Raw genomic sequence first — 20,375 nt, forward strand, 5'->3', positions numbered from 1 at the left:
CATTCATTTGGGGACTCGCTGGCTTTATTTTCTAAATGACATATAGCTTGTCGCTTTATTTTGCTACAGACGTGCCTGTTCCAGTGGGCGGAAGCACTGTTCCATCGACTGCTTTGAGCGTAACCTTATACTTACTGTCTACCAATGTACTGGTGTGGGTATCCGTAATAACCTGAATATTCATTTCCCCCGGTTTTGGACTTGTCAGCTTGTAGTAAATGACAGCATTCGTATCATCTACGTAGTCAATATGATCCACTTCAATGCCGTAACCTGGATTAGGTGCCTGTAGGCGTGTAATGGTCACTTTATTCTGCTGGTCATTCGCCTTCTCTATGCTCATACTAATATTAGTTTGTTGATCCGGATTGACAGACTCAGCTGGATTTTCAGGGATAGTTTGCACCGGTTTATGACTTTGTACAAACTCGGATGCATGATAGACCATCTCTGCTGCCTCCATCCGGGTTACTTTACGATCCGGGTTAAAGTTGCTTTTTTCGTCCAATTTTGCAATTTTGGTCAACAGGAGAAATTGAATTGCTTCGTTTGACTCTTGGTCTAATTTTTTGCCATCTGCTACATTAATTAACATGCGGACCGTTGGATATTCACCCGTTGCACTCACAGCTTTGTACAAAATATTCGCAAATTGTTCCCTTGTCATACGAGTGCTCGGATCAATATCCGGTGACAGAGGGATTTGGTGCTGGACTGCAATCCGGTAAGAATCGGCATACCATGCAGAAGCTGGAATGTTTGCAAAGGAGCCTGTGGTGAAATCAGGCATAACCTGAAGATCCATCGCACGAACAACCATGTGTACCCCTTGTGCATACGTGAGTGTTTGATCTGGTGCAAACTTATCCTTGGTTATCCCTTGAATGATTCCTTTGTCCTGAAGTGAACTTACGATCTTCTCCTGCTCAGCTCCCTTTATATCACGAAAAGCAGAAGCCGACGTAGCCACAGCCAAGGAGCAGACGACAAGCAGCGCAGCTGCCACGCTTTTATTTTTGATCATGAGAAACACCTCCATGTTTACTATGCTTCTATACTTACGGACGCCATAAAACCATCAAATGTTTCAAATATGCACAAATTGGTTGCAAAACAACGGAATAACCTACGATTAGTGTAACCCGTTCAGCTTCTTTCTGCTTACATCCGGTTAGGGGCTTTCAGCCCAAGAAGTCGCAGTGTACTTGCCAGCATATCCGCAGTCTGCTCCGCCAACTGAAGGCGCCATTGTCCGCCATCGACAATTCTTTCCTTAGCGTAAAAACGGTTAAACGCCTGTGCCGTATCTATTGCAAATCTTGCAATAACCGAAGGTTCCAGTTGCTGAACAGCACGTATCAGCTGTCCGTGATAGCGATCCAACTGTTTAAGCAGTGCCCAGCCTGCGTCACCCAGCATTTCATCCGAAACGATATGCAAATCAGGAGAATGACCGTCTTGGGCAAGGGTGTTGTGACTAGAATTAGAATCGACATCCGCGCGAGCGCGAGCTTTCTCCAGAAGGCTGCGTATGCGCGCATGGGTATACTGCACATAAGGTCCAGTCTCACCTTCAAAGGTCAGTGCCTCTTCCAATGAAAAATCCACTTCATTCAGACGGTTATTTTTTAAATCACCAAAAATAATCGCTCCGATACCAACGTCTTCAGCTATTGCCTCTTGTTCCAGCAAATTGGGATTCTTCTCTGCAATGATGGCTTGAGCACGCGTTACAGCTTCATCCAGCACTTCCTCCAGTTTTACCACCTTGCCACGTCTTGTGGACATTTTTTTACCCGCAAACCGCATTAAACCAAACGGTACATGCTCACATTGCTCGGCCCATGTCTCTCCCGCCTGCTTTAGCACCGCAAATACCTGTTGGAAATGTAACTTCTGTTCTCCGCCAACGACATATAACAGCCGACCAGCCTTCATCACTTCATGACGATAAATCGCTGTCGCTAGATCCCGGGTGGGATAGATGGTAGTCCCGTCCTTTTTCAAAATAAGACACGGCGGCAGCTGTTCGTCATCCAGACGAACTACAAGCGCCCCATCGCTTTCCTCCAGCAAGCCTTTGGCCCTTAATCGGGCAACAACTGCCTGCATCTTATCATTGTAAAAACTTTCCCCCAATACATGATCAAACGAAATGTTCAAACGTTGATACATACGGTCAAATTCACCTAGACTGACTTCAACAAAAAACTCCCATAGCTGTTGAGCCTCAGTATCCCCATGCTCCAAGCGTCGGAACCACTCGCGGCCTTCATCCTCTAATGACGGGTCATTCTCGACCTCCTGATGAAAACGCACATATAGCTTCAACGATTCCCCAATCGGATCATGTTGTAGCTGCTCCTCATTTCCCCATCTTTTATAGGCTGCGATTTGCTTGCCAAATTGTGTTCCCCAATCTCCCAGATGATTGACACTAATCGGCACATATCCGGTTTCACCAAGTATGCGATACAAGGCAGCACCGATCACAGTAGAACGAAGGTGACCGATACCAAAGGGTTTGGCAATATTGGGCGAGGACATATCAATCACGACTCGTTGTCCATTTCCGATATTGGGCTTGAGAAATTCAGTCTTGCTCAATTCAGCAAGCACCGTCGGAATATGAACAGATCGATCCAATATAATATTTACATAGGCACCCGAAGCTGAAGCGGTTAGACCTGCTTCATGGCTTACAAGCTCTGCTAATTCCATTGCAATTTGCTGTGGAGACTTTCGGAACTTTTTAGCCAGCACAAAACAGGGAAACGCCACATCTCCCCATTCAGGCTGCGGAGGCACCTCGAATAAAGATAAAACTTCTTTCTCCTCCAAGCCCGTATGAGCCAATATAGCTTGGGCAGCAATCATCAACAACATGTTTCTCTCTCCTTCTTTTTATAGGATCTAACAAAAAAAGTCCTCGTCTCTTGATATAATCAAGAGACGAGAACTTCGATATCCCCGCGGTACCACTCTTCGTAAATCGGTGGTGTAGTTAAAATTAGCTTACACCAATCGCGATTTCACTCCAATGACGAATAACGGTGTCTGCCGGGCTGACCTACTAGAATTTTTTATCGTTGGATCAACCATCTCCTGGGTGCGCTTCACATCGGATCTCATACCGGCTTCCACCTCTTCCGGCTCGCTGTAATGACACGGTTCCGTTGCTACTCTCCCGTTCCCTGACGTTAATTCCCACCATTATACAAACCTATTTAGCAGAAAGCAACCCTTTATTTCCTCTTCAGGTACTAGTTCTGTATATGTAATTACACTGCCACCAATTGGCGACAAGCCTCAACACACTGACGGCAGGCTTCTGCACAATGTTTGCAATGATTATGGGAATGCTTACTGCATTCAGCAACACATACCTCACAGGCTTTAGCGCATAGCTCACAGATCTGCTCAGCAAAATCCGTTCCACGCTGCAACATTTGAGCAGCAAACCCACATATCTCTGCGCATTCCCTGCTCACTCGAATACATTCACGCAGCATAGCTAGATCATATTCCTTCAAACTTGCTACATAACATACATTGCAAGCGTTCATACATTCCAGGCAAGCATCCACGCATTTTTGATATGAATGATTCATATTAGATTACCTCCCAGTTGTTGATCCTGCTGTACTATTACCCGCTACACCTTGAAATTAATCATTCGATGTTCGCGCTTCCAACAAAATAAACCCAAAAAATCCCGACTTATGTAAGGAAGTGTACTATATTCCAAGGTGCAAGCGCAAGGATATTAATCACATAACTCTTTGCTATCGTTTCTGACTTGCATACAGTCAATCATTCCTCTATTGTAAAAAAAGAGCATGCTAACCACTGATCAAGGAGTGAACATTGTAATGAATATAACATCGGTAGAGGAGCACCGGCGGGAATCTCCGCAGCAGGTTAACTGCATGGTCGTGACCGTCTCTGATACACGCACCATGGAGACAGATACTGGGGGACGACTGCTCAAGGAACTACTAGAAACGAATGGATACAAGGTTGTTCGATACGTTATCGTCAAGGACGAATATGAAGGTATCCGACAGTTGATAACCGAAGCTGCGGCATATGAGGAGATCGAGGCTGTACTTTTAACAGGTGGTACTGGCATTTCTCCGCGTGATACTACATATGAAGCTGTCTCCTCTCTACTGGATAAGGAACTACCTGGCTTTGGTGAAATCTTCCGCTATTTAAGCTTTGCTGAGGACATTGGATCAGCAGCTATATTAAGCCGGGCTGTAGCGGGCACTGTGGGCCAAACAGCTGTGTTTTCTATGCCTGGCTCCCGCGGAGCCGTTCGTTTGGCAATGGAACGTATTATTGTCCCTGAGCTGCGACATGTGATGAGAGAAATATATAAATAAGCTCTTATTTCACACACACGCCGACACAAAAAAGGCACCCCATACGTGGATGAGGTGCCTTTTACATTATTCCTTTTCTTCAACTTCGGGCTGCATGTAGCTGTCAATCAGCTTTTGCTTCAGCTCCCACACCTTCTCGCTAAGATTTACACGATAAATTTCAGGGTTCAGCTTCCGCAAATATTCTGGCCAAAACAGTTTCAGCTGTGAAGCATGATAGGCACGAATTTCGTCCAGCTCAGGAAGCTCGTATACCTTCTGTCCATTTATAAAAATAGGTTCAAGCATCGGCACAGCTTCGTAATTTTCAACATACTTCTTCATATATGGATGCAAAGGGTTAAACAGCTTCAGGCGCTTACCATTACGCGGGCGTTCTTCATCCGGGAAAGAAATATAATCAGCCACAGCTCTCCCCTTCTTTTTATCCACAATGCGGTATACATCCTTTTTGCCTGGTGTAGATACTTTTTCCGGGTTACCCGAGATCTTAATCGTCGGCAGCATTTCGCCGTCTACTTCCCGCTCTACCAGCTTGTACACTCCACCCAGTGAAGGTTGATCTGAAGCCGTAATCAGCTGTGTTCCTACACCCCATACATCAATACGTGCCCCTTGGGCTTTTAGATTGAAGATCGTATTTTCATCCAAATCGTTGGAAGCTACAATTTGTACGTAATCCAAACCTTCAGCATCTAGCATTTCCCGTGCCTGAATAGATAGATAAGCCAAATCACCGCTATCCAAACGGATGGCATTCATGCGCTTGCCTTGACTCTCCAGCATCTTTGCTGTCCGAATCGCATGGGGGACGCCGCTTTCCAGCGTGTCGAACGTATCTACCAGCAGCGTGACCTGATCTGGCAAAACCTTCGCATACACGTCAAATGCCTCTTGCTCCGTCATAAAAGTCTGCACCCAGGAATGGGCATGTGTCCCTTTTGTCGGTATCCCGAAGTGTTCGCCTGCCAGCATATTAGAAGTCGCATCGAAACCTGCCACATAAGCTGCACGCGCTCCCCAAATCGCTGCATCTGCCTCCTGCGCGCGCCGTGTGCCAAATTCGAGCAGTGTATCGTCGCTAGCCACCTGCTTGATCCGCGATGCTTTTGTCGCAATAAGGGTCTGGTAATTCATAAAATTTAACAACGCCGTCTCGACAAGCTGCGTTTCCATAATTGTCCCTTCAACCCGTACCAGAGGCTCATTTGGAAAAACAAGCGCTCCTTCCTTCATCGAATGGATCGTTCCGCCAAACTTAAACTGGCGCAATGCCTCCATAAACATCGGATCGTACTTTTCCTCCTGCTCTGACAGATAGCGAATGTCCTCTTCTGTAAACCGCAAGTTTGAAATGTAATTCACAATGCGTTCCAGACCAGCAAACACGGCATATCCATTGCCAAAAGGGAGCTTACGAAAATACGCCTCGAACACAGCTTTACGTTGGTGACTTCCGTTCACCCAATGGGCGTACATCATATTTATCTGATATTTATCTGTATGTAATGCGAGGCTCGTTGACTTCATCGTATCATCCTCTCTGACTGTCCCTGGCTTGGTAACGGCGTACCGTTCATCTGCCCAGATTCAGCAATATCCGGCTCTAATTTGTTATCGGACATTGGTGTACAATCGTTCAGTTATTTTACTTCTTCTGGCATAAAATCGTATTTTCAGCCGACTGTACCGTGGCTCCAAGACTTCCCTCAAAATGACCTAAAGCCCAATCATGCCCCGCCTGATTAAAGCTTGCCACAGCGTCCTTGTAGACAGTAATAGCAAATCCTTTGTTATAGGCATCTACAGCCGTATGCAGCACACATATATCTGTACACACACCAATCAGATGAACTTCCAAGATCCCGCGCTCGCGCAGCCTGAGTTCTAGGTCTGTACCAGCAAAAGCACTGTACCGTGTTTTATCCAACCAGTAGATATGATCACTTTGCTGCTCATATAAGCTATGAAGCTTACCATACAATTGTCGTCCATCGGTTCCACGTATATTATGTGGAGGAAACAGATTACTCTCCGGGTGGTAAAGGTCGTTCTCCTCATGTAAATCGACAGCCATGACAACAAAGTCCCCTTGATCCAAGTAGGCCTGCGTAATTGCTGTGATCCGTTCATCCAGCTCAATCGCAGGTTGCCCCACAGGCAGACTACCGTCCACAAAATCATTCGTGTAATCAATAACAATCAGTGCCTTCATCGTACAGTCAGCTCCTTATCCTCAAAGTGAGATTGTACACTCTATGCGTAATCTATTCCATTAAAAGTTACGTATAAATAGATAAACGCGGTACTCTATCACTAAAGCGGTACAACTGGGCCGGTCTTTGTGAATACTGATTGGAACTGAGCGGTTTGCCATTCTCATCCCGAACCTCTTCCAGTATTCCCTGTCTGCTTCGAGTCGATGTTATTTTGCGAATAAAATTCGGCTCTTCGAAATCCGGTACGACGCTCTGAATTACCTGATACAATTCACCCAGTGTAAAATGCAGCGGTAAAAATTGCTTGGCTATCGTTGTCTGAAGCATCTGCAGCTGAATTTTGCGATAAGCATCAACTATGATATCCCGGTGATCAAACGCCAGCTCCAATTCCTCCAACGCTTCTCGGATCGTAAATAACCCGACCTCCGAAGCATCATCAGCTGCCTGACGTTGCTCCAGCATCCATTCCTCTACCAGCGCAAAAAACGCATGCGATATGATCCACCCGCGCGGATCACGGCCTGGTCCACTATATACGCCCAAATACTCCAGATGCCCGCCGTCTACACCGGTTTCTTCTAACAGTTCCCGCTTGGCCGCTCCATATATGGATTCATCTTCTTGACAAAACCCTCCAGGCAACGCCCAGCGTCCCGCAAACGGCCAACTACGGCGCTTGATGAGCATTACTTTCAGCTCACGAATCGGCAATGTTTTTGTTACCGTCTTGCGCTCACGCTTCGTTAAAGTAAACATTACGATATCTGCCGGAGCACCATCCGGGGTACGGTATTTCTTAATGTTGTACGACGCCTTCTGCGCCTCTTCGTTTATACGATTGCTATCCATTGGCATCACCATATTATATCGTTTTGATAAATTCATTATGACATAATAAAAATTTTTGTCAAGCGTCAGGCCTTGCCTGAATCGCTTGCTTGTTGACGCAATACTCGGAAGGTTGCTGTAGCTGTACAACCAAGTATACCTTCACTATCCCTCACTTCTGCCTGAGTGGTTATGGTGCGGCCTGCCTGATGAACAATCCGTGCCTTAACCTCCAGCCGTCCTTGTCTCATGGCTGACAAGAAATGAACGTTCAGATTCGTTGTTACACATGAATCCATATTTCGTGAAGCCATACTGACCATCCCCATCGCTTGATCCATCAATGATGTGAGCACACCCCCATGTACAATCCCCATTACATTGGTATGGTGTTGTTTGGCCTCCAAAGCGATATGCGCCTCGTTAGCATCAGCTGCAATCAGCTCACATCCTAAATACTCCCAAAAAGTATTTTCTTCACCTTCTAACATCTTACGCAACCTATCCATTCCTCGCTTCCATCCCTTTATGATGTCGCAATTCTCTTAGTGCCTCATGAACATTTACAATGAGTAATTGCTTCCGAAAAAAAGGCGTGGAAGCTAAGCCTCCACACCATAAATCTTATTCTAGTCACTGCAATTCGAGGAAGAAGTAATCTTTCCCTCTTCTACGTTCACCTTTTCAGCAACCGTATCACGGATGGCCGTAATGACCATTTGCAGCAGCTCATTAATTTCCACCTGGCTCTGCTGAAACTCCGTTACAATTGGAATACCGTCAAGCTCTTCCTGTAGCTCCTGAAGTTCAGCCTCGATTTTGGCAATCATTTTTTGGTTCTTTAAAGATTCAAATGCTACAATTTCCTTTTGCTTCTTCTTCATCGTTGCAATTAGCTGCTGGATGCGCTCATGATCCTGAATCTTTTCTTCTGCTTTTCGGAATACCTGTACTTCCTCACTGTTGCCCAGAATTCCCGCCAACTCTTTGGTCTTTGCCAATATCATATCGCGATTGACCAAATGATCATGCTGGCGCGCCGCCGATTGAAGTTCTGTATGTTGCAACCGCTCCTCTGTCATTGTCCATCGCTCCTTTTCTCACTTAAATGGTCTTGCACGCAACCCTTTATTCAAACCGCATGCAGACCGCTCGTTAGATTATTCTTCTTATTCGTTAACCGCTACTGGCGTTTGAACCAAGTCACCTTTAATGTAGAAAGTCATAGGCTCTGTAATTTTTACTTGGACAAAAGAACCAATCAGGTCCTTAGATCCTTCAAAATGAACCAGCTTATTGGAACGAGTCCGACCAGCAAGCACTTTGCTGTCATTTTTGCTCTCGCCTTCCACCAGTACTTCCACCACTTCGCCACGCAATCGACTGTTGAAGCGAAGGCTGTTTTGATTCACAGCAATATTCAGACGCCGGAGACGCTCTTTTTTGACCGACATAGGCACATTATCTTCCATCGAAGCCGCTGGCGTACCTTCACGTGGTGAATAAATAAATGTGTAGGCAAAATCATAGCCCACTTCACGCACCAAAGATAGAGTATCTTCAAATTGCTCGTCTGTTTCACCCGGGAAACCTACGATAATATCTGTTGTGAGAGAGGCATGTGGAACAGCTGCTTTTATCTTCGCTGCCAGTTCCAAAACTCGCTCACGAGTATATTTTCGGTTCATTTTTTTCAATATATCCGTATTACCGGATTGTACAGGCAGATGAATATGCTCCACCAGATTGCCGCCCTTACCAAGCACTTCAATCAAATGGTCGTCAAAATCACGCGGATGTGAGGTCGTAAAACGTACACGCGGAATATTGATTTTGCGCATATCATCCATCAGATCCCCAAATCTGTAATTCATATCCTTCAAGTCCTTGCCATAGGCATTGACATTTTGACCCAACAGAGTAATCTCTTTAAATCCTTGACGGGCTAAGTCCCGTACCTCAGCAATCACATCCTCTGGCCGACGGCTTCTTTCCTTACCACGTGTGAAGGGAACGATGCAATAGGTGCAAAACTTATCGCAGCCGTACATGATGTTTACCCAAGCCCGCATACCCTCGCGCTTCTTCGGCAGGTTTTCGATAATGTCGCCCTCCTTGGACCACACTTCGACCACCATTTCTTTGCTAAAGAGTGCTTCCTTGACGAGCTGAGGCAAACGGTGAATATTATGGGTTCCAAAAATCATATCGACAAAACCGTGCTTTTGCATAATCCGGTTCACGACGTTCTCTTCCTGCGACATACAGCCACACACACCGAGCAGCAGTCCCGGCTTTTCTGTTTTGAGATGCTTGAGGTGACCCAGCTCCCCAAACACTTTATCTTCTGCATTTTCACGGATAGCGCAAGTGTTCAGTAAAATGATATCTGCTTGCTTCCGATCCTCGGTTGCCTGATAGCCCATTTGCTCCAGCAAGCCTTTGATTGTTTCAGAATCATGCTCATTCATCTGACAACCGAATGTATATACGATATAATGCTTACCCTCACCGATATGCTTTAGCTCATCTGGAACTGCGTTATCATATAATACCTGCACGTCCTCTTTACCGCGCTGCTTCTCTTTTCTATGGTTCGGCTCCGCCATTATGTTGATTTCGCGTCCGCGAATACGAATCTTTTTGCTATGCTCATCTTCAGAAATAATCTTCGCATCCGAAAAATCAAAATATTTGGAGTAGTCTTTTGTCTCCTTAGCCATTCCTTGGTCACTCCTTACACCATCTATTTCACGAGCTCATTTATGATTTTACTGTATCTTTAGACATTGCTTATTTTATTTAAGCTCCAAAAACCTTTGAAAAAGGCATTACACTAAATTATAGCATGATTTATAGGTCATAGCCATAGATCATCCTTGGATACCAATCGGATGCCATGTGATGCTGAGGTTTTTATGTATATAGGTAAATATTTGTTTATTCTAGTGCATATAAAAATAGCCCAACTCTTTTGCAAGAGTCGGACTTTTACACCTTCCAGATCAAATACGTATATTAGTCAACGATTTCAGCGTTGTCACCGTTTTTCACGCCGGCTCCGTTTGCTTCATCCGTGTCAATATGCATATCCAACGCAAAAGAATCGGACACACGTGCAATAACATTTTCAAATACAAGGCCACGTTCGCCGCCAACACGTACTTTCAGCAGCTGCTTATCCTTAATGTCCCATTTAGCTGCATCGGATGTATGGAAATGAATATGGCGGGCTGCTACAATAACGCCTTCTTGCAGTTCCACTTCTCCAGCTGGACCTTTTACTGTAATTCCTGGTGTACCATCAATGCTACCAGATTCGCGTACAGGTGCCTTTACACCAATCGCAAAGGAATCTGTGCGAGAGATTTCCAGTTGGGAAGCAGGACGAGCAGGTCCCAAAATACGAACCTTATCAAATTGGCCTTTAGGACCAATTACAGCTACCGTTTCATTTGCGGCAAATTGTCCTGGTTGGGACAAAGGTTTAAATTCAGTCAATTGATAGCCTGCTCCGAACAAAATTTCAATATGCTCTTGAGTCAGGTGAATATGACGGGCGGAAACGCCGACAGGTACGATTTTAGTCATCGTGTGGTCACTCCTTTTTCTCTATACAATACTTTACACATCTATGCTATTATACTCCTATTTCGACAAGAAAGAAAAGGATAGCGCATAAAGTTCCCTTTTTCGCCCTAACCCGCATACATATTGTCCATATAAAACTTGGATCAAACCGTCATTTTTGCAAACAGAAGAAAGAACAGCATGATCTCCGCAACGATGAGATGAGGAGCAATAATAAATATATTCAGAATAAACAGGACACCGAGGATTCCAGTTAAGAAAAAAATGACTCTGAGACGAGGTCTAAGATGGCTTAATCTGTACTGATGGAATACCAACAAAACTGACATAAAATAAATAAAAACAGAAGCAAAAGTAAAGCAAAGTACAAAAGTATAGGCTACTTGCCCCAAAAATAAGAGCTGTATGGAAGCCGCAAGCATGCTAAGAGAAAGATAAATAAACAAATGACCATAAATAATAGTCTGACCTGCTGTTTGTTTTGATTTGTCTATGCGCTTCTCTATATTCTCAAAATATTGCCACCAGATTGCGATGACCAGTACAAATGTCAAAGCAGCAAATACAATGGAGGAGACTGTGAAATGATCGGATTGTAAAACAGAAAGTATACTTATCACTGATTCTCCAAGCAGGATTAAGGTAAACTGTGCAAACCGCTCCAAAAGATGCTCTGTATGGATAGGTGTGATCACCAGCTTCTTACGACCGATCAAAGGAACGAGGATATCAACAGCAATGCCAGTATATAAAATCAAATATCGAACCCACGAGTCGAAGAAAAGGGAGCAGCTAGAGATGACTATCCCGACCCAAAGATAGGTTCCAAAAAAACGAGCGGTTTCCTGTTTATGAGCTTTTTCTTTGGAGGCCGAAAGCAAATATTGAACGACAGTCAAACCTCTTAAGCCAATATAGCCAACAAAAAAAGATACATAATACGCATCAAAATCTACATTAAGGCTAGCAGTCATGATTAACACAAAAAACAATTGCAGAATCATAAAAATCCTATGCGTTATACTGTCCTGACCAAAACGATTGTTATAGACAGTTTGCCCCACCCATGCCCACCAGATTGGAATAAAAATCAAAATAAACTTCCCCAAATTATGCCAATTGATACTACCATGCTCTACATGAACCAACACATGGGTCGCCTTGGAGACAGCTGCTACAAACAATAAATCATAGAAAAGTTCAAGCCAGGTAACCTTTTTTATCAACATGATGTAACGGAGCTCCCCTCTAGTATGGCGGACAGCATGGTGACTGTTAGGCTCGCTTCTACCTATGTAAAATTTCGGCAAGCGTTATTTAGCACCATGCAGTCCGCGGATGCTCCAATTATTTCGTAATCGTTCTCGCTTTGTCAAGGAATTGCACAGACGAAAACAACTGCTATATCAGCTAATTAAGAAGATATTTTAGACGGCAGATTCGTTTGCAAATAGTCCAGCGCATGTTCTCCCAACCATCCCTTGACCAGTTCCTCAGGGTAATATTTCAACAATAGTTCTGCAAAAATCGGATATTTCCCCGAGTGCTCCAATCCTCGTACATGGGTCTCAATACCGTCAAAATCAGAGCCAAACATCAAATGTCTCTCGCCACCTAATGAACAGATGTGCTCAATGTGCGGTAGCAGGTCCTCAGCGTGCACTGGACCCTGCTCCTTCAGAAACATCGTGACAAAGGTCAATCCAATGCGTCCGTTACGGGCGATCAGTGCCCGAATCTGTTCATCTCGCAAGTTACGGGGATGAGCGCATTTCGCAAAGGCGTTGGAATGCGAGGCGATAGGCGGTAAGGACGCCTCCTCCATCACTTCCCAGAACCCTTGTACGGACAAGTGTGATACATCTAGCAGTAGTCCCAGACTATTGCAGCGATTAACCAGATCGTGACCCTTGCGGGTCAGTCCGCCACCTCTTAGCTCCATAATGCCGTCAGCAGCCCAATTTGCATAATTCCATGTCAGTCCGATCAAACGTATACCCATGGCATAACATACATCCGCATAAAATGGATTGCCTTCCAGTGCATCTACCCCTTCAAGCGAGAGCAACGCCCAAGGTGACCCTATGTGATTCGTCCCACTTCCATGCCCATTCGTTATCTTTCCCGCTTGCTTCTCTACTCCTGTCTGCTGTGCTTGCTCTACTTGACGTACAGCGGACGTATTTTTAAATGCTGCCAAGTCTTCTCTCCACAGCAAAGGTTTTAATCCGCCTAAGGTAGGAGTTACGTGCTGTCTGAACAGCTCAATTTGACGAACCACATGCTCAAATTTGGGTGTGCCCAATACCTGCGAAATATATATAGCGAACGTTTGCAACCTTACGTTGCCTTCTAGCAAACGCTCTTTTGTGACATCAAGCGATGAATGACTAAAATCCACCTGTGAATCAAGCTGCATTTTACATAACACATCACAGTGTAAGTCTACTACTGGCCAATTCGCTTCATGCTTATCATACATGCACCCTACCTCCATTAGATTAAAGTCCATAAATTTATTTTGAAAACCGTAACAACTAGACCACAAAGCAAAAAAGCCCGTTTACAAAACGTAAACAGGCTCAGGTAACTTCCATTTATTATCTTGGCTCTACAATCAACTTGATCGCAGTCCGGTCTTCTCCATCAATAACAATGTCTGTAAAAGCAGGAATACAAATCAAATCCACTCCGCTTGGTGCGACAAATCCCCGGGCAATGGCTACCGCTTTAATGGCTTGGTTTAGTGCACCCGCTCCAATCGCCTGTAATTCTGCATTTCCGCGTTCACGCAGTACTCCTGCGAGTGCGCCTGCAACTGAATTGGGATTGGATTTTGCTGATACTTTTAATACATCCATAGTAAGTACCTCCCCTGGGAATGATGATGGTTTGATTCCACTATTAGATGTTATTCGAGGGTCAGCAAAAAATTCCTGCTTTTTGGTGACAGTTTTCCTTATTCTTTCCTTAAGCAGCTCACTAAAAACTTAATCCATCCGCCATTCATCTTCTTTAAGTCTGATTTTCTCAATTTTGCGAGCTTTTCCATCGTGATCATTGAGTTCTACGCTAATGGCATGAAAGTGCCATTTGCCCATGTCCACTTGGAAGCGTACTGGAAGCTGGGTCTGGAATTTTTGTAACACAGCCTCTTTCTGCATACCGAGCACACCCTCATAAGGGCCTACCATCCCCGCATCTGTCTGATACGCAGTTCCTTGTGGCAAAATCGTATCGTCATTACTCTGTACGTGTGTATGTGTCCCTACCACGATGGATGCACGTCCATCCAAATGCCAACCCATAGCAATTTTTTCGGAGGTGGCTTCAGCGTGAAAGTCTACTAGAATATGTTTATGCTTTTTGCGGAGCTCGTCTACAATGTCATCCGCTGCACGGAATGGACAGTCAATAGCCGGCAAGAAGGTTCTACCTTGCAGATTAACAATGGCTAGTTCCTTCCCCCCACCTTTTACCACAGTATAACCCCGGCCTGGTGTCCCTGGTGGAAAGTTAGCGGGACGGATAATCCGCGGCTCATCATCTATAAAATCAAATATTTCCTTATTGTCCCAGGTATGATTCCCCATCGTTATCCCATGAACGCCCCAATCAAAGAACTCTCTGGCGATGGCTTGAGTAATCCCTCTTCCCGAGGCTGCATTTTCTCCGTTCACGATAATAACATGCGGGTTGTATTTTGATTTAAGCGAAGGCAGATTCTCCCTCAGTGCTTTTCTGCCTACACTGCCGACGATGTCTCCAATAAATAATACGTTGATAGAAAACCCTCCCTAGTCTGCCTTACATAATGAAAAGTGGCCCTACGAGCAGCGGCCACTTTTCATTGAAATGCTTTTATTTTGCGTATTCTACCGCACGGGTCTCACGAATAACGGTAACCTTGATATGTCCTGGATAATCCAGTTCATTCTCAATCGTTTTCGTAATATCGCGGGCCAGTCGGAATGCTTCTGCATCATCAATTTTCTCTGGCTGTACCATAACACGAACTTCGCGTCCGGCTTGAATTGCGTATGATTTTTCAACGCCTTCAAAAGACTCGGAGATGCGTTCCAGCTTCTCAAGACGACGGATATACGTCTCTAGCGTTTCACGACGCGCTCCCGGTCTTGCAGCTGACAGAGCATCTGCTGCTCCGACCAGCATGGCGATTACTGAAGTCGCTTCGCAGTCGCCGTGATGGGAAGCAATGCTGTTGATAACGACCGGGTGTTCCTTGTACTTCTTCGCCAGTTCCACGCCAATTTCAACGTGTGATCCTTCCACTTCGTGATCCAGCGCCTTCCCGATGTCATGCAGCAAACCTGCCCGTCTTGCCAGTACAACGTCCTCGCCCAGTTCCCCGGCCATCAGACCTGTCAAGTATGCAACTTCCATCGAGTGCTTCAATACGTTCTGTCCGTAGCTCGTACGGAACTTGAGGCGTCCCAAGATCTTGATCAAATCCGGATGCAGACTATGCACACCCACTTCAAAAGTGGCCTGCTCACCATACTCTCGAATTCGTTCGTCCACCTCTTTACGGGATTTTTCCACCATCTCTTCAATACGAGCCGGATGTATCCGTCCGTCCGCTACGAGCTTCTCAAGAGCTGTACGTGCAATCTCTCTACGAATCGGATCAAATCCGGACAATATAACAGCTTCCGGCGTATCATCAATAATGAGGTCGATCCCTGTAAGGGTTTCAAGTGCACGGATGTTACGGCCTTCGCGCCCTATAATCCGGCCTTTCATTTCTTCGTTCGGCAATGTTACAACAGAAACCGTCGTTTCTGCTACATGATCTGCCGCACAACGTTGGATGGCCAGTGTGATGATTTCACGAGACTTTTTGTCCGCTTCTTCTTTGGCCTGCTGTTCAATTTCCTTAATCATCTGAGCTGTTTCATGACGAACTTCCTGCTCTACGTTGGTCAGAATAATACTTCTTGCATCCTCCATCGTAAGATTGGAAATACGCTCCAGCTCAGTTACCTGGCTCTTGTAAATCAAATCAATTTGCTGCTGGGTTTCATCGATTCGTTTCTCTTTGTTGGCCACTTGTTCTTCTTTACGTTCCAGCGATTCCAATTTTTTATCCAGCGATTCTTCTTTTTGCAGCAATCTTCGTTCCTGTCGTTGAATTTCATTACGACGTTCACGAGTTTCTTTTTCAGCTTCGGCACGGATGCGGTGGATTTCATCTTTCGCTTCCAGTACCGTTTCCTTCTTCAGCGCTTCTGCCTCTTTTTTCGCGTTCTCCACGATTTGCGCGGCAGCTTCTTCCGCACTGGAGATCTTAGCTTCTGCAATAGATTTGCGAATAAAATAACCAATCCCGAACCCAAAGAATAACGCGGCTACAGCAACGAGAACGAACCAGATCGCAGTCATCATACTGTTCACCTCCCCGTTGGTTCCTCCAAGGCATTCCTTGGGACTTTTTGCAATTGTCACATTTACTTTGATCGTCAAACTAAGATAACGACACAAGGTCGCTTCATTTCATATGCACATGCTTTCACACGTACAATTCCGCCTGGCATAGCGGCATCACTTGTTATTTGGCGATGAGAACTTTACCGTGGACTCCGCTTTTTTGGAAGGAAAAAGGGCACTCCACAAATATCGTTTCATATATATTTTATTATTTGACAAATGGCATTGTCAAGGGAATGCAAACATTAGTAGACTCCGTGCAACTGTTCATATAATAACTGGCTCATCTAACCAAAGCTTCAGCTACCGTTTTGCAACTATTCCTCCCAATGCATTAACTCCCCGTCATCGTAAGCTTCGTCTTGCTCGTCCACAGAGAGATGATTGATTACGCGGCGTGTTATATCTCCCGAATATCCGCGTCTCATGAGAAACGGGAATGTCTTCCTTTTTTTATCCATTATATCACCACGTACCTGGTTCCATTTCTTACGTCCGACCGTCAAGGCACTCTCCCACTCCTCATTGTCGGTGATTTCACCTAACGCTTCCCCGATAGAGGCTTTAGAGATGCCTTTCTGACGAAGTTCCTGCCTGATCCACATCTTACCCTTACGTTGGCTCATTATCCGCTGTCTTGCCCACTGACGGGCGTATAAATCATCATCAACAAGCTTCTCCCTTTGCAGGCGGACCAGTATTTCATCAATAACAGTCTGAGCCACTTCCTTTTGTGCTAAACGCTGGGCAATTTCCTGACGTGTACGAGGCTTTTGTCCCAAATAGCGCAACGCATGTACATAAGCCTGTTGTTTTTCATCTGCCAGAACGATATCTTCTAGTTCTTTTTTGGCGAATGACGTCCCCTTGAACATGTTGTACTTGATCATTACGTCTTCCAGCACAGACAGTGAGTATGGACCAAAATGGATGACGTATCTTCCACGCTTGCACCCCTGTCCCTGCTCCACTCTAGTAATCATCAATTCCTCATGATCCGGAAAAAGAGAAATCCCTTGCTCTTTGTTTTCTTCGGAAGTGTATACATCCTTATCGTTCAACTGCAATATGTTTTCCCTCACTTTGAAATTCACGAAAGCAGCCTGCAATCACCTGCTACGCAAAAGTTAAATTTTGCTGGCAAAACAAGACTTTATTTGATGCAAAAATACCCTGCACAACTGTGCAGGGCATCAGAATCATGCTATTCAAACGGACTGTACCATAATCCCTAGGCTACAGTTCACATGACAGATTAGAAATGAAGTCTCAGGCAAGCTTATTCAAGCTCCAGCAATTCCTGTTCTTCCTTGGCTTCCTGCGCCAACTCTTCCTCTGTCGGTGGAGCAATGGTTGTAATCAAATTACTAGCTACGCGGATTTTTTGCTCGATCGTACTAGCAATGTTCGGATTTTCCTTCAAAAATTGCTTTGCATTCTCACGTCCCTGACCCAGGCGCTCGCCTTCGTAGGAATACCAAGCTCCACTCTTGTCAACAATGTCATGCTCCGTACCGATATCGATCAAGCTTCCTTCTTTGGAAATGCCCTCACCGTACATAATATCCACCTCAGCTTGACGGAAAGGTGGCGCAACTTTGTTCTTCACAACTTTAATACGTGTACGGTTACCCACGATGTCGTTGCCCATTTTCAGGCTCTCGATACGACGAACATCCAGACGCACCGTAGAGTAAAACTTCAAGGCACGTCCACCCGGTGTTGTCTCAGGGTTACCAAACATAACACCTACTTTTTCACGGAGCTGATTGATAAAGATAGCAATAGTTTTCGATTTATTAATAGCTCCAGACAGCTTACGTAATGCCTGTGACATCAAGCGCGCTTGAAGACCGACATGGGAATCTCCCATTTCGCCTTCAATCTCTGCCTTCGGCACAAGTGCCGCTACAGAGTCAACAACGATAATGTCCACTGCCCCACTACGCACAAGAGCTTCGGCAATCTCCAGCGCCTGCTCACCTGTATCTGGTTGCGATAGTAACAACTCATCAATATTGACGCCCAGCTTGCTCGCATACGACGGATCAAGCGCATGCTCGGCATCGATAAAGGCGGCTTGTCCGCCTGTTTTTTGCACCTCTGCGATAGCATGAAGAGCTACTGTCGTTTTACCGGAAGATTCCGGTCCATATACTTCAATAATCCGGCCTCTTGGAAAGCCGCCCGTTCCTAACGCAATATCCAAAGCAATCGAACCACTGGGGATTGTTTCCACTTGCATGTGAGTAGACTCACCCAACTTCATAATGGAACCTTTACCAAATTGCTTTTCTATTTGACGGAGCGCCATATCCAGCGCAGCACGACGATCTGACAATAAACTCACATCCTTCATTGTTTGTACTTTAATAATACCTTGTTTTGACACGCTTGCCAAGCATTTTTTCGAACATACATTCGTTTTTTTTATTTCCTGTAACTCTCTTCTATAATTGCACCTGTCTCTTAAAACGAAAAAAGAACCGCTGGCAAAAGGCTTTGCAACGGTTCTTCCGATAAGAAGATTATATCATGAATATCTCTCTAAAACAACTCATCGATAATTAAGAGAGTTTCTCGTTCTCTATCAATCGGCGCCACAATCTATACAGGATCGCTTTGACGGATCGCAAACGGATGGTCTCACGGTTACCGCTCAAATTCAGCTCATATACCTCTGTTTCCTTGTCGCGCTCAGCAATACCAATATACACGAGGCCGACTGGCTTCCGCTCGGAATATCCAGGTCCAGCTACACCAGTAACTGAAAGTCCAAAATCGCTGTCCATGATCATTCTTGCCTGCTCTGCAAGCACAAGGGCAACTTCCTTGCTCACTGCGCCTGGCGCATGATCCCCTTCCAAATAATCATAAGGCACATTAAGCAACTTCATCTTTATTTCATTGGAATAACACACGATTCCGCCTTTAAACATAACAGCACTGCCAGGTATAGAGGTGATGTGTTCCATCAGCATACCGCCTGTACAGCTTTCCGCCGCACTCACAGTGAGTCCGCGTTTGGCCATTAAATCCACAATAACCTTCTCTAGGGTAACATCCTCACTTGCATACATATATTCGGAAAGACGCTGCTGAATTTGTACTTCTGTGGCCGTAAGCTTAATTAAAGCTTCACTTTCACTGGCCGCCTTGGTGGATATACGGATTGTGACTTCCCCTTCCTTGGCATAAGGAGCAATCGTGGGGTCCGTCTGGGATTGAATCAGATCTAGCAAGCGCGTTTCAAGAGCTGACTCACCGATCCCAGCGAATTTTAGCATTTTCGAATAAATCGGCATCTCCTCACCGCTCAATGCCTGCTGAAGCAACCATGGTTTAGCATGATTTGCAAACATAGGTTTAAGTTCCTTAGGCGGTCCGGGCAAAACTACATAAAATTTACCGTCCTGTGCAATAGCATCCCCAATTGCCAAACCTGTCTCATTTTCAAGCGGAGTGGCTCCTTCAATAGAAAGCGCCTGCCGACGGTTATTCTCAGTCATTTCTACCCCGCGGTTACGGAAAAACTGATCCAACTTGTCCATGGCAAGACGATCTATTTGCAATTTTCGGCCTAGTACAGCCGCTATCGCATCTTTTGTCAAATCGTCCTGAGTTGGTCCCAACCCACCAGAAAACAAAATAATATCCGCACGCTTTTGAGCAAGTCGTACCGCTTCCTGAAGTCGATCCATGTTATCGCCAACTACAGTCTGAAAATATACATCAATTCCGATGGCAGCCAGCTCTTGTGATAAATATTGGGCATTTGTATTTACTATTTGTCCAAGTAATAACTCTGTTCCTACTGCAATGATTTCAGCTTTCATCAATTCGTCCTCCTATGATGTGGGAATGATACAAAGAAACAGCAATAAGTTAAGCCCCTATT

The 20,375-nt window shown here is 45.1% G+C and carries 19 protein-coding genes and 1 other annotated feature; of the genes, 1 reads left to right on the plus strand and 18 read right to left on the minus strand.

Going from position 1 to position 20,375, the window contains the following annotated elements:
- Window positions 1-55 precede the first annotated feature (55 nt).
- From ACQQ6X_RS16755 to ACQQ6X_RS16765, 3 genes are all read right to left on the minus strand, one after another.
- A complete protein-coding gene (locus ACQQ6X_RS16755) occupies window positions 56-1,024 on the minus strand; it encodes an S-layer homology domain-containing protein (RefSeq protein ID WP_305166272.1) in 969 nt (322 codons plus the stop codon).
- A 137-nt stretch (window positions 1,025-1,161) separates the two neighbouring features.
- Complete coding sequence (argS, locus tag ACQQ6X_RS16760; RefSeq protein ID WP_305166273.1) at window positions 1,162-2,886, minus strand: arginine--tRNA ligase; 1,725 nt, start codon at window positions 2,884-2,886, stop codon at window positions 1,162-1,164.
- Window positions 2,887-2,945: 59 nt separating this feature from the next.
- Window positions 2,946-3,204 (minus strand) — a binding site (T-box leader).
- Window positions 3,205-3,281: 77 nt separating this feature from the next.
- Window positions 3,282-3,611, minus strand: coding sequence for a four-helix bundle copper-binding protein (locus ACQQ6X_RS16765; RefSeq protein ID WP_305166274.1), 330 nt, complete (start codon window positions 3,609-3,611; stop codon window positions 3,282-3,284).
- A 261-nt stretch (window positions 3,612-3,872) separates the two neighbouring features.
- Here ACQQ6X_RS16765 and ACQQ6X_RS16770 point away from each other — a divergent pair, with 261 nt between their 5' ends.
- Window positions 3,873-4,388, plus strand: coding sequence for a MogA/MoaB family molybdenum cofactor biosynthesis protein (locus ACQQ6X_RS16770; RefSeq protein ID WP_305166275.1), 516 nt, complete (start codon window positions 3,873-3,875; stop codon window positions 4,386-4,388).
- Between the two features lie 66 nt (window positions 4,389-4,454).
- On the opposite strand, the gene ACQQ6X_RS16775 is transcribed toward ACQQ6X_RS16770, so the two are convergent.
- The 15 genes from ACQQ6X_RS16775 to ACQQ6X_RS16845 all read right to left on the minus strand — a co-directional run bounded on the left by ACQQ6X_RS16775 (window position 4,455) and on the right by ACQQ6X_RS16845 (window position 20,313).
- Window positions 4,455-5,918 carry a nicotinate phosphoribosyltransferase gene (locus ACQQ6X_RS16775; RefSeq protein ID WP_063208817.1) on the minus strand — a complete coding sequence of 488 codons (1,464 nt, stop codon included), beginning with the start codon at window positions 5,916-5,918 and terminating at the stop codon, window positions 4,455-4,457.
- A gap of 118 nt (window positions 5,919-6,036) precedes the next feature.
- Window positions 6,037-6,603 (minus strand): cysteine hydrolase family protein, encoded by a 567-nt coding sequence (locus ACQQ6X_RS16780; RefSeq protein WP_305166276.1) that lies wholly within the window; start codon window positions 6,601-6,603, stop codon window positions 6,037-6,039.
- Window positions 6,604-6,670: 67 nt separating this feature from the next.
- Window positions 6,671-7,459 (minus strand): NUDIX domain-containing protein, encoded by a 789-nt coding sequence (locus ACQQ6X_RS16785; protein WP_149032811.1) that lies wholly within the window; start codon window positions 7,457-7,459, stop codon window positions 6,671-6,673.
- Between the two features lie 65 nt (window positions 7,460-7,524).
- Window positions 7,525-7,947: a PaaI family thioesterase gene (locus ACQQ6X_RS16790; protein ID WP_305166277.1), complete on the minus strand. Its 423-nt coding sequence runs from the start codon at window positions 7,945-7,947 to the stop codon at window positions 7,525-7,527.
- A gap of 120 nt (window positions 7,948-8,067) precedes the next feature.
- The gene (locus tag ACQQ6X_RS16795) at window positions 8,068-8,520 is read right to left on the minus strand and encodes a RicAFT regulatory complex protein RicA family protein (protein ID WP_305166278.1); all 453 of its coding nucleotides are present in this window, start codon (window positions 8,518-8,520) and stop codon (window positions 8,068-8,070) included.
- A gap of 87 nt (window positions 8,521-8,607) precedes the next feature.
- A complete protein-coding gene (miaB, locus tag ACQQ6X_RS16800) occupies window positions 8,608-10,161 on the minus strand; it encodes a tRNA (N6-isopentenyl adenosine(37)-C2)-methylthiotransferase MiaB (RefSeq protein ID WP_305166279.1) in 1,554 nt (517 codons plus the stop codon).
- A gap of 295 nt (window positions 10,162-10,456) precedes the next feature.
- Window positions 10,457-11,029, minus strand: a complete 573-nt coding sequence (gene pduL / locus ACQQ6X_RS16805) for a phosphate propanoyltransferase (protein WP_013370759.1) — start codon at window positions 11,027-11,029, stop codon at window positions 10,457-10,459.
- Between the two features lie 143 nt (window positions 11,030-11,172).
- The gene (locus ACQQ6X_RS16810) at window positions 11,173-12,258 is read right to left on the minus strand and encodes a low temperature requirement protein A (protein ID WP_305166280.1); all 1,086 of its coding nucleotides are present in this window, start codon (window positions 12,256-12,258) and stop codon (window positions 11,173-11,175) included.
- Window positions 12,259-12,443: 185 nt separating this feature from the next.
- Window positions 12,444-13,511, minus strand: a complete 1,068-nt coding sequence (locus tag ACQQ6X_RS16815; protein WP_305166281.1) for a dipeptidase — start codon at window positions 13,509-13,511, stop codon at window positions 12,444-12,446.
- 118 nt (window positions 13,512-13,629) lie between these two features.
- The gene (locus tag ACQQ6X_RS16820; RefSeq protein WP_007430104.1) at window positions 13,630-13,890 is read right to left on the minus strand and encodes a stage V sporulation protein S; all 261 of its coding nucleotides are present in this window, start codon (window positions 13,888-13,890) and stop codon (window positions 13,630-13,632) included.
- A gap of 129 nt (window positions 13,891-14,019) precedes the next feature.
- Window positions 14,020-14,814 (minus strand): TIGR00282 family metallophosphoesterase, encoded by a 795-nt coding sequence (locus tag ACQQ6X_RS16825; protein WP_058710511.1) that lies wholly within the window; start codon window positions 14,812-14,814, stop codon window positions 14,020-14,022.
- Window positions 14,815-14,890: 76 nt separating this feature from the next.
- Window positions 14,891-16,435: a ribonuclease Y gene (rny, locus tag ACQQ6X_RS16830; protein ID WP_013309958.1), complete on the minus strand. Its 1,545-nt coding sequence runs from the start codon at window positions 16,433-16,435 to the stop codon at window positions 14,891-14,893.
- Window positions 16,436-16,794: 359 nt separating this feature from the next.
- Window positions 16,795-17,544 carry a regulatory protein RecX gene (locus ACQQ6X_RS16835; protein ID WP_305166559.1) on the minus strand — a complete coding sequence of 250 codons (750 nt, stop codon included), beginning with the start codon at window positions 17,542-17,544 and terminating at the stop codon, window positions 16,795-16,797.
- 212 nt (window positions 17,545-17,756) lie between these two features.
- Complete coding sequence (recA, locus tag ACQQ6X_RS16840) at window positions 17,757-18,818, minus strand: recombinase RecA (protein WP_025679773.1); 1,062 nt, start codon at window positions 18,816-18,818, stop codon at window positions 17,757-17,759.
- A 226-nt stretch (window positions 18,819-19,044) separates the two neighbouring features.
- A complete protein-coding gene (locus tag ACQQ6X_RS16845; protein ID WP_305166282.1) occupies window positions 19,045-20,313 on the minus strand; it encodes a competence/damage-inducible protein A in 1,269 nt (422 codons plus the stop codon).
- Window positions 20,314-20,375: the final 62 nt, after the last annotated feature.

The organism is Paenibacillus ottowii, assembly GCF_050516475.1.
GTDB classification, from domain to species: Bacteria; Bacillota; Bacilli; order Paenibacillales; family Paenibacillaceae; genus Paenibacillus; species Paenibacillus ottowii.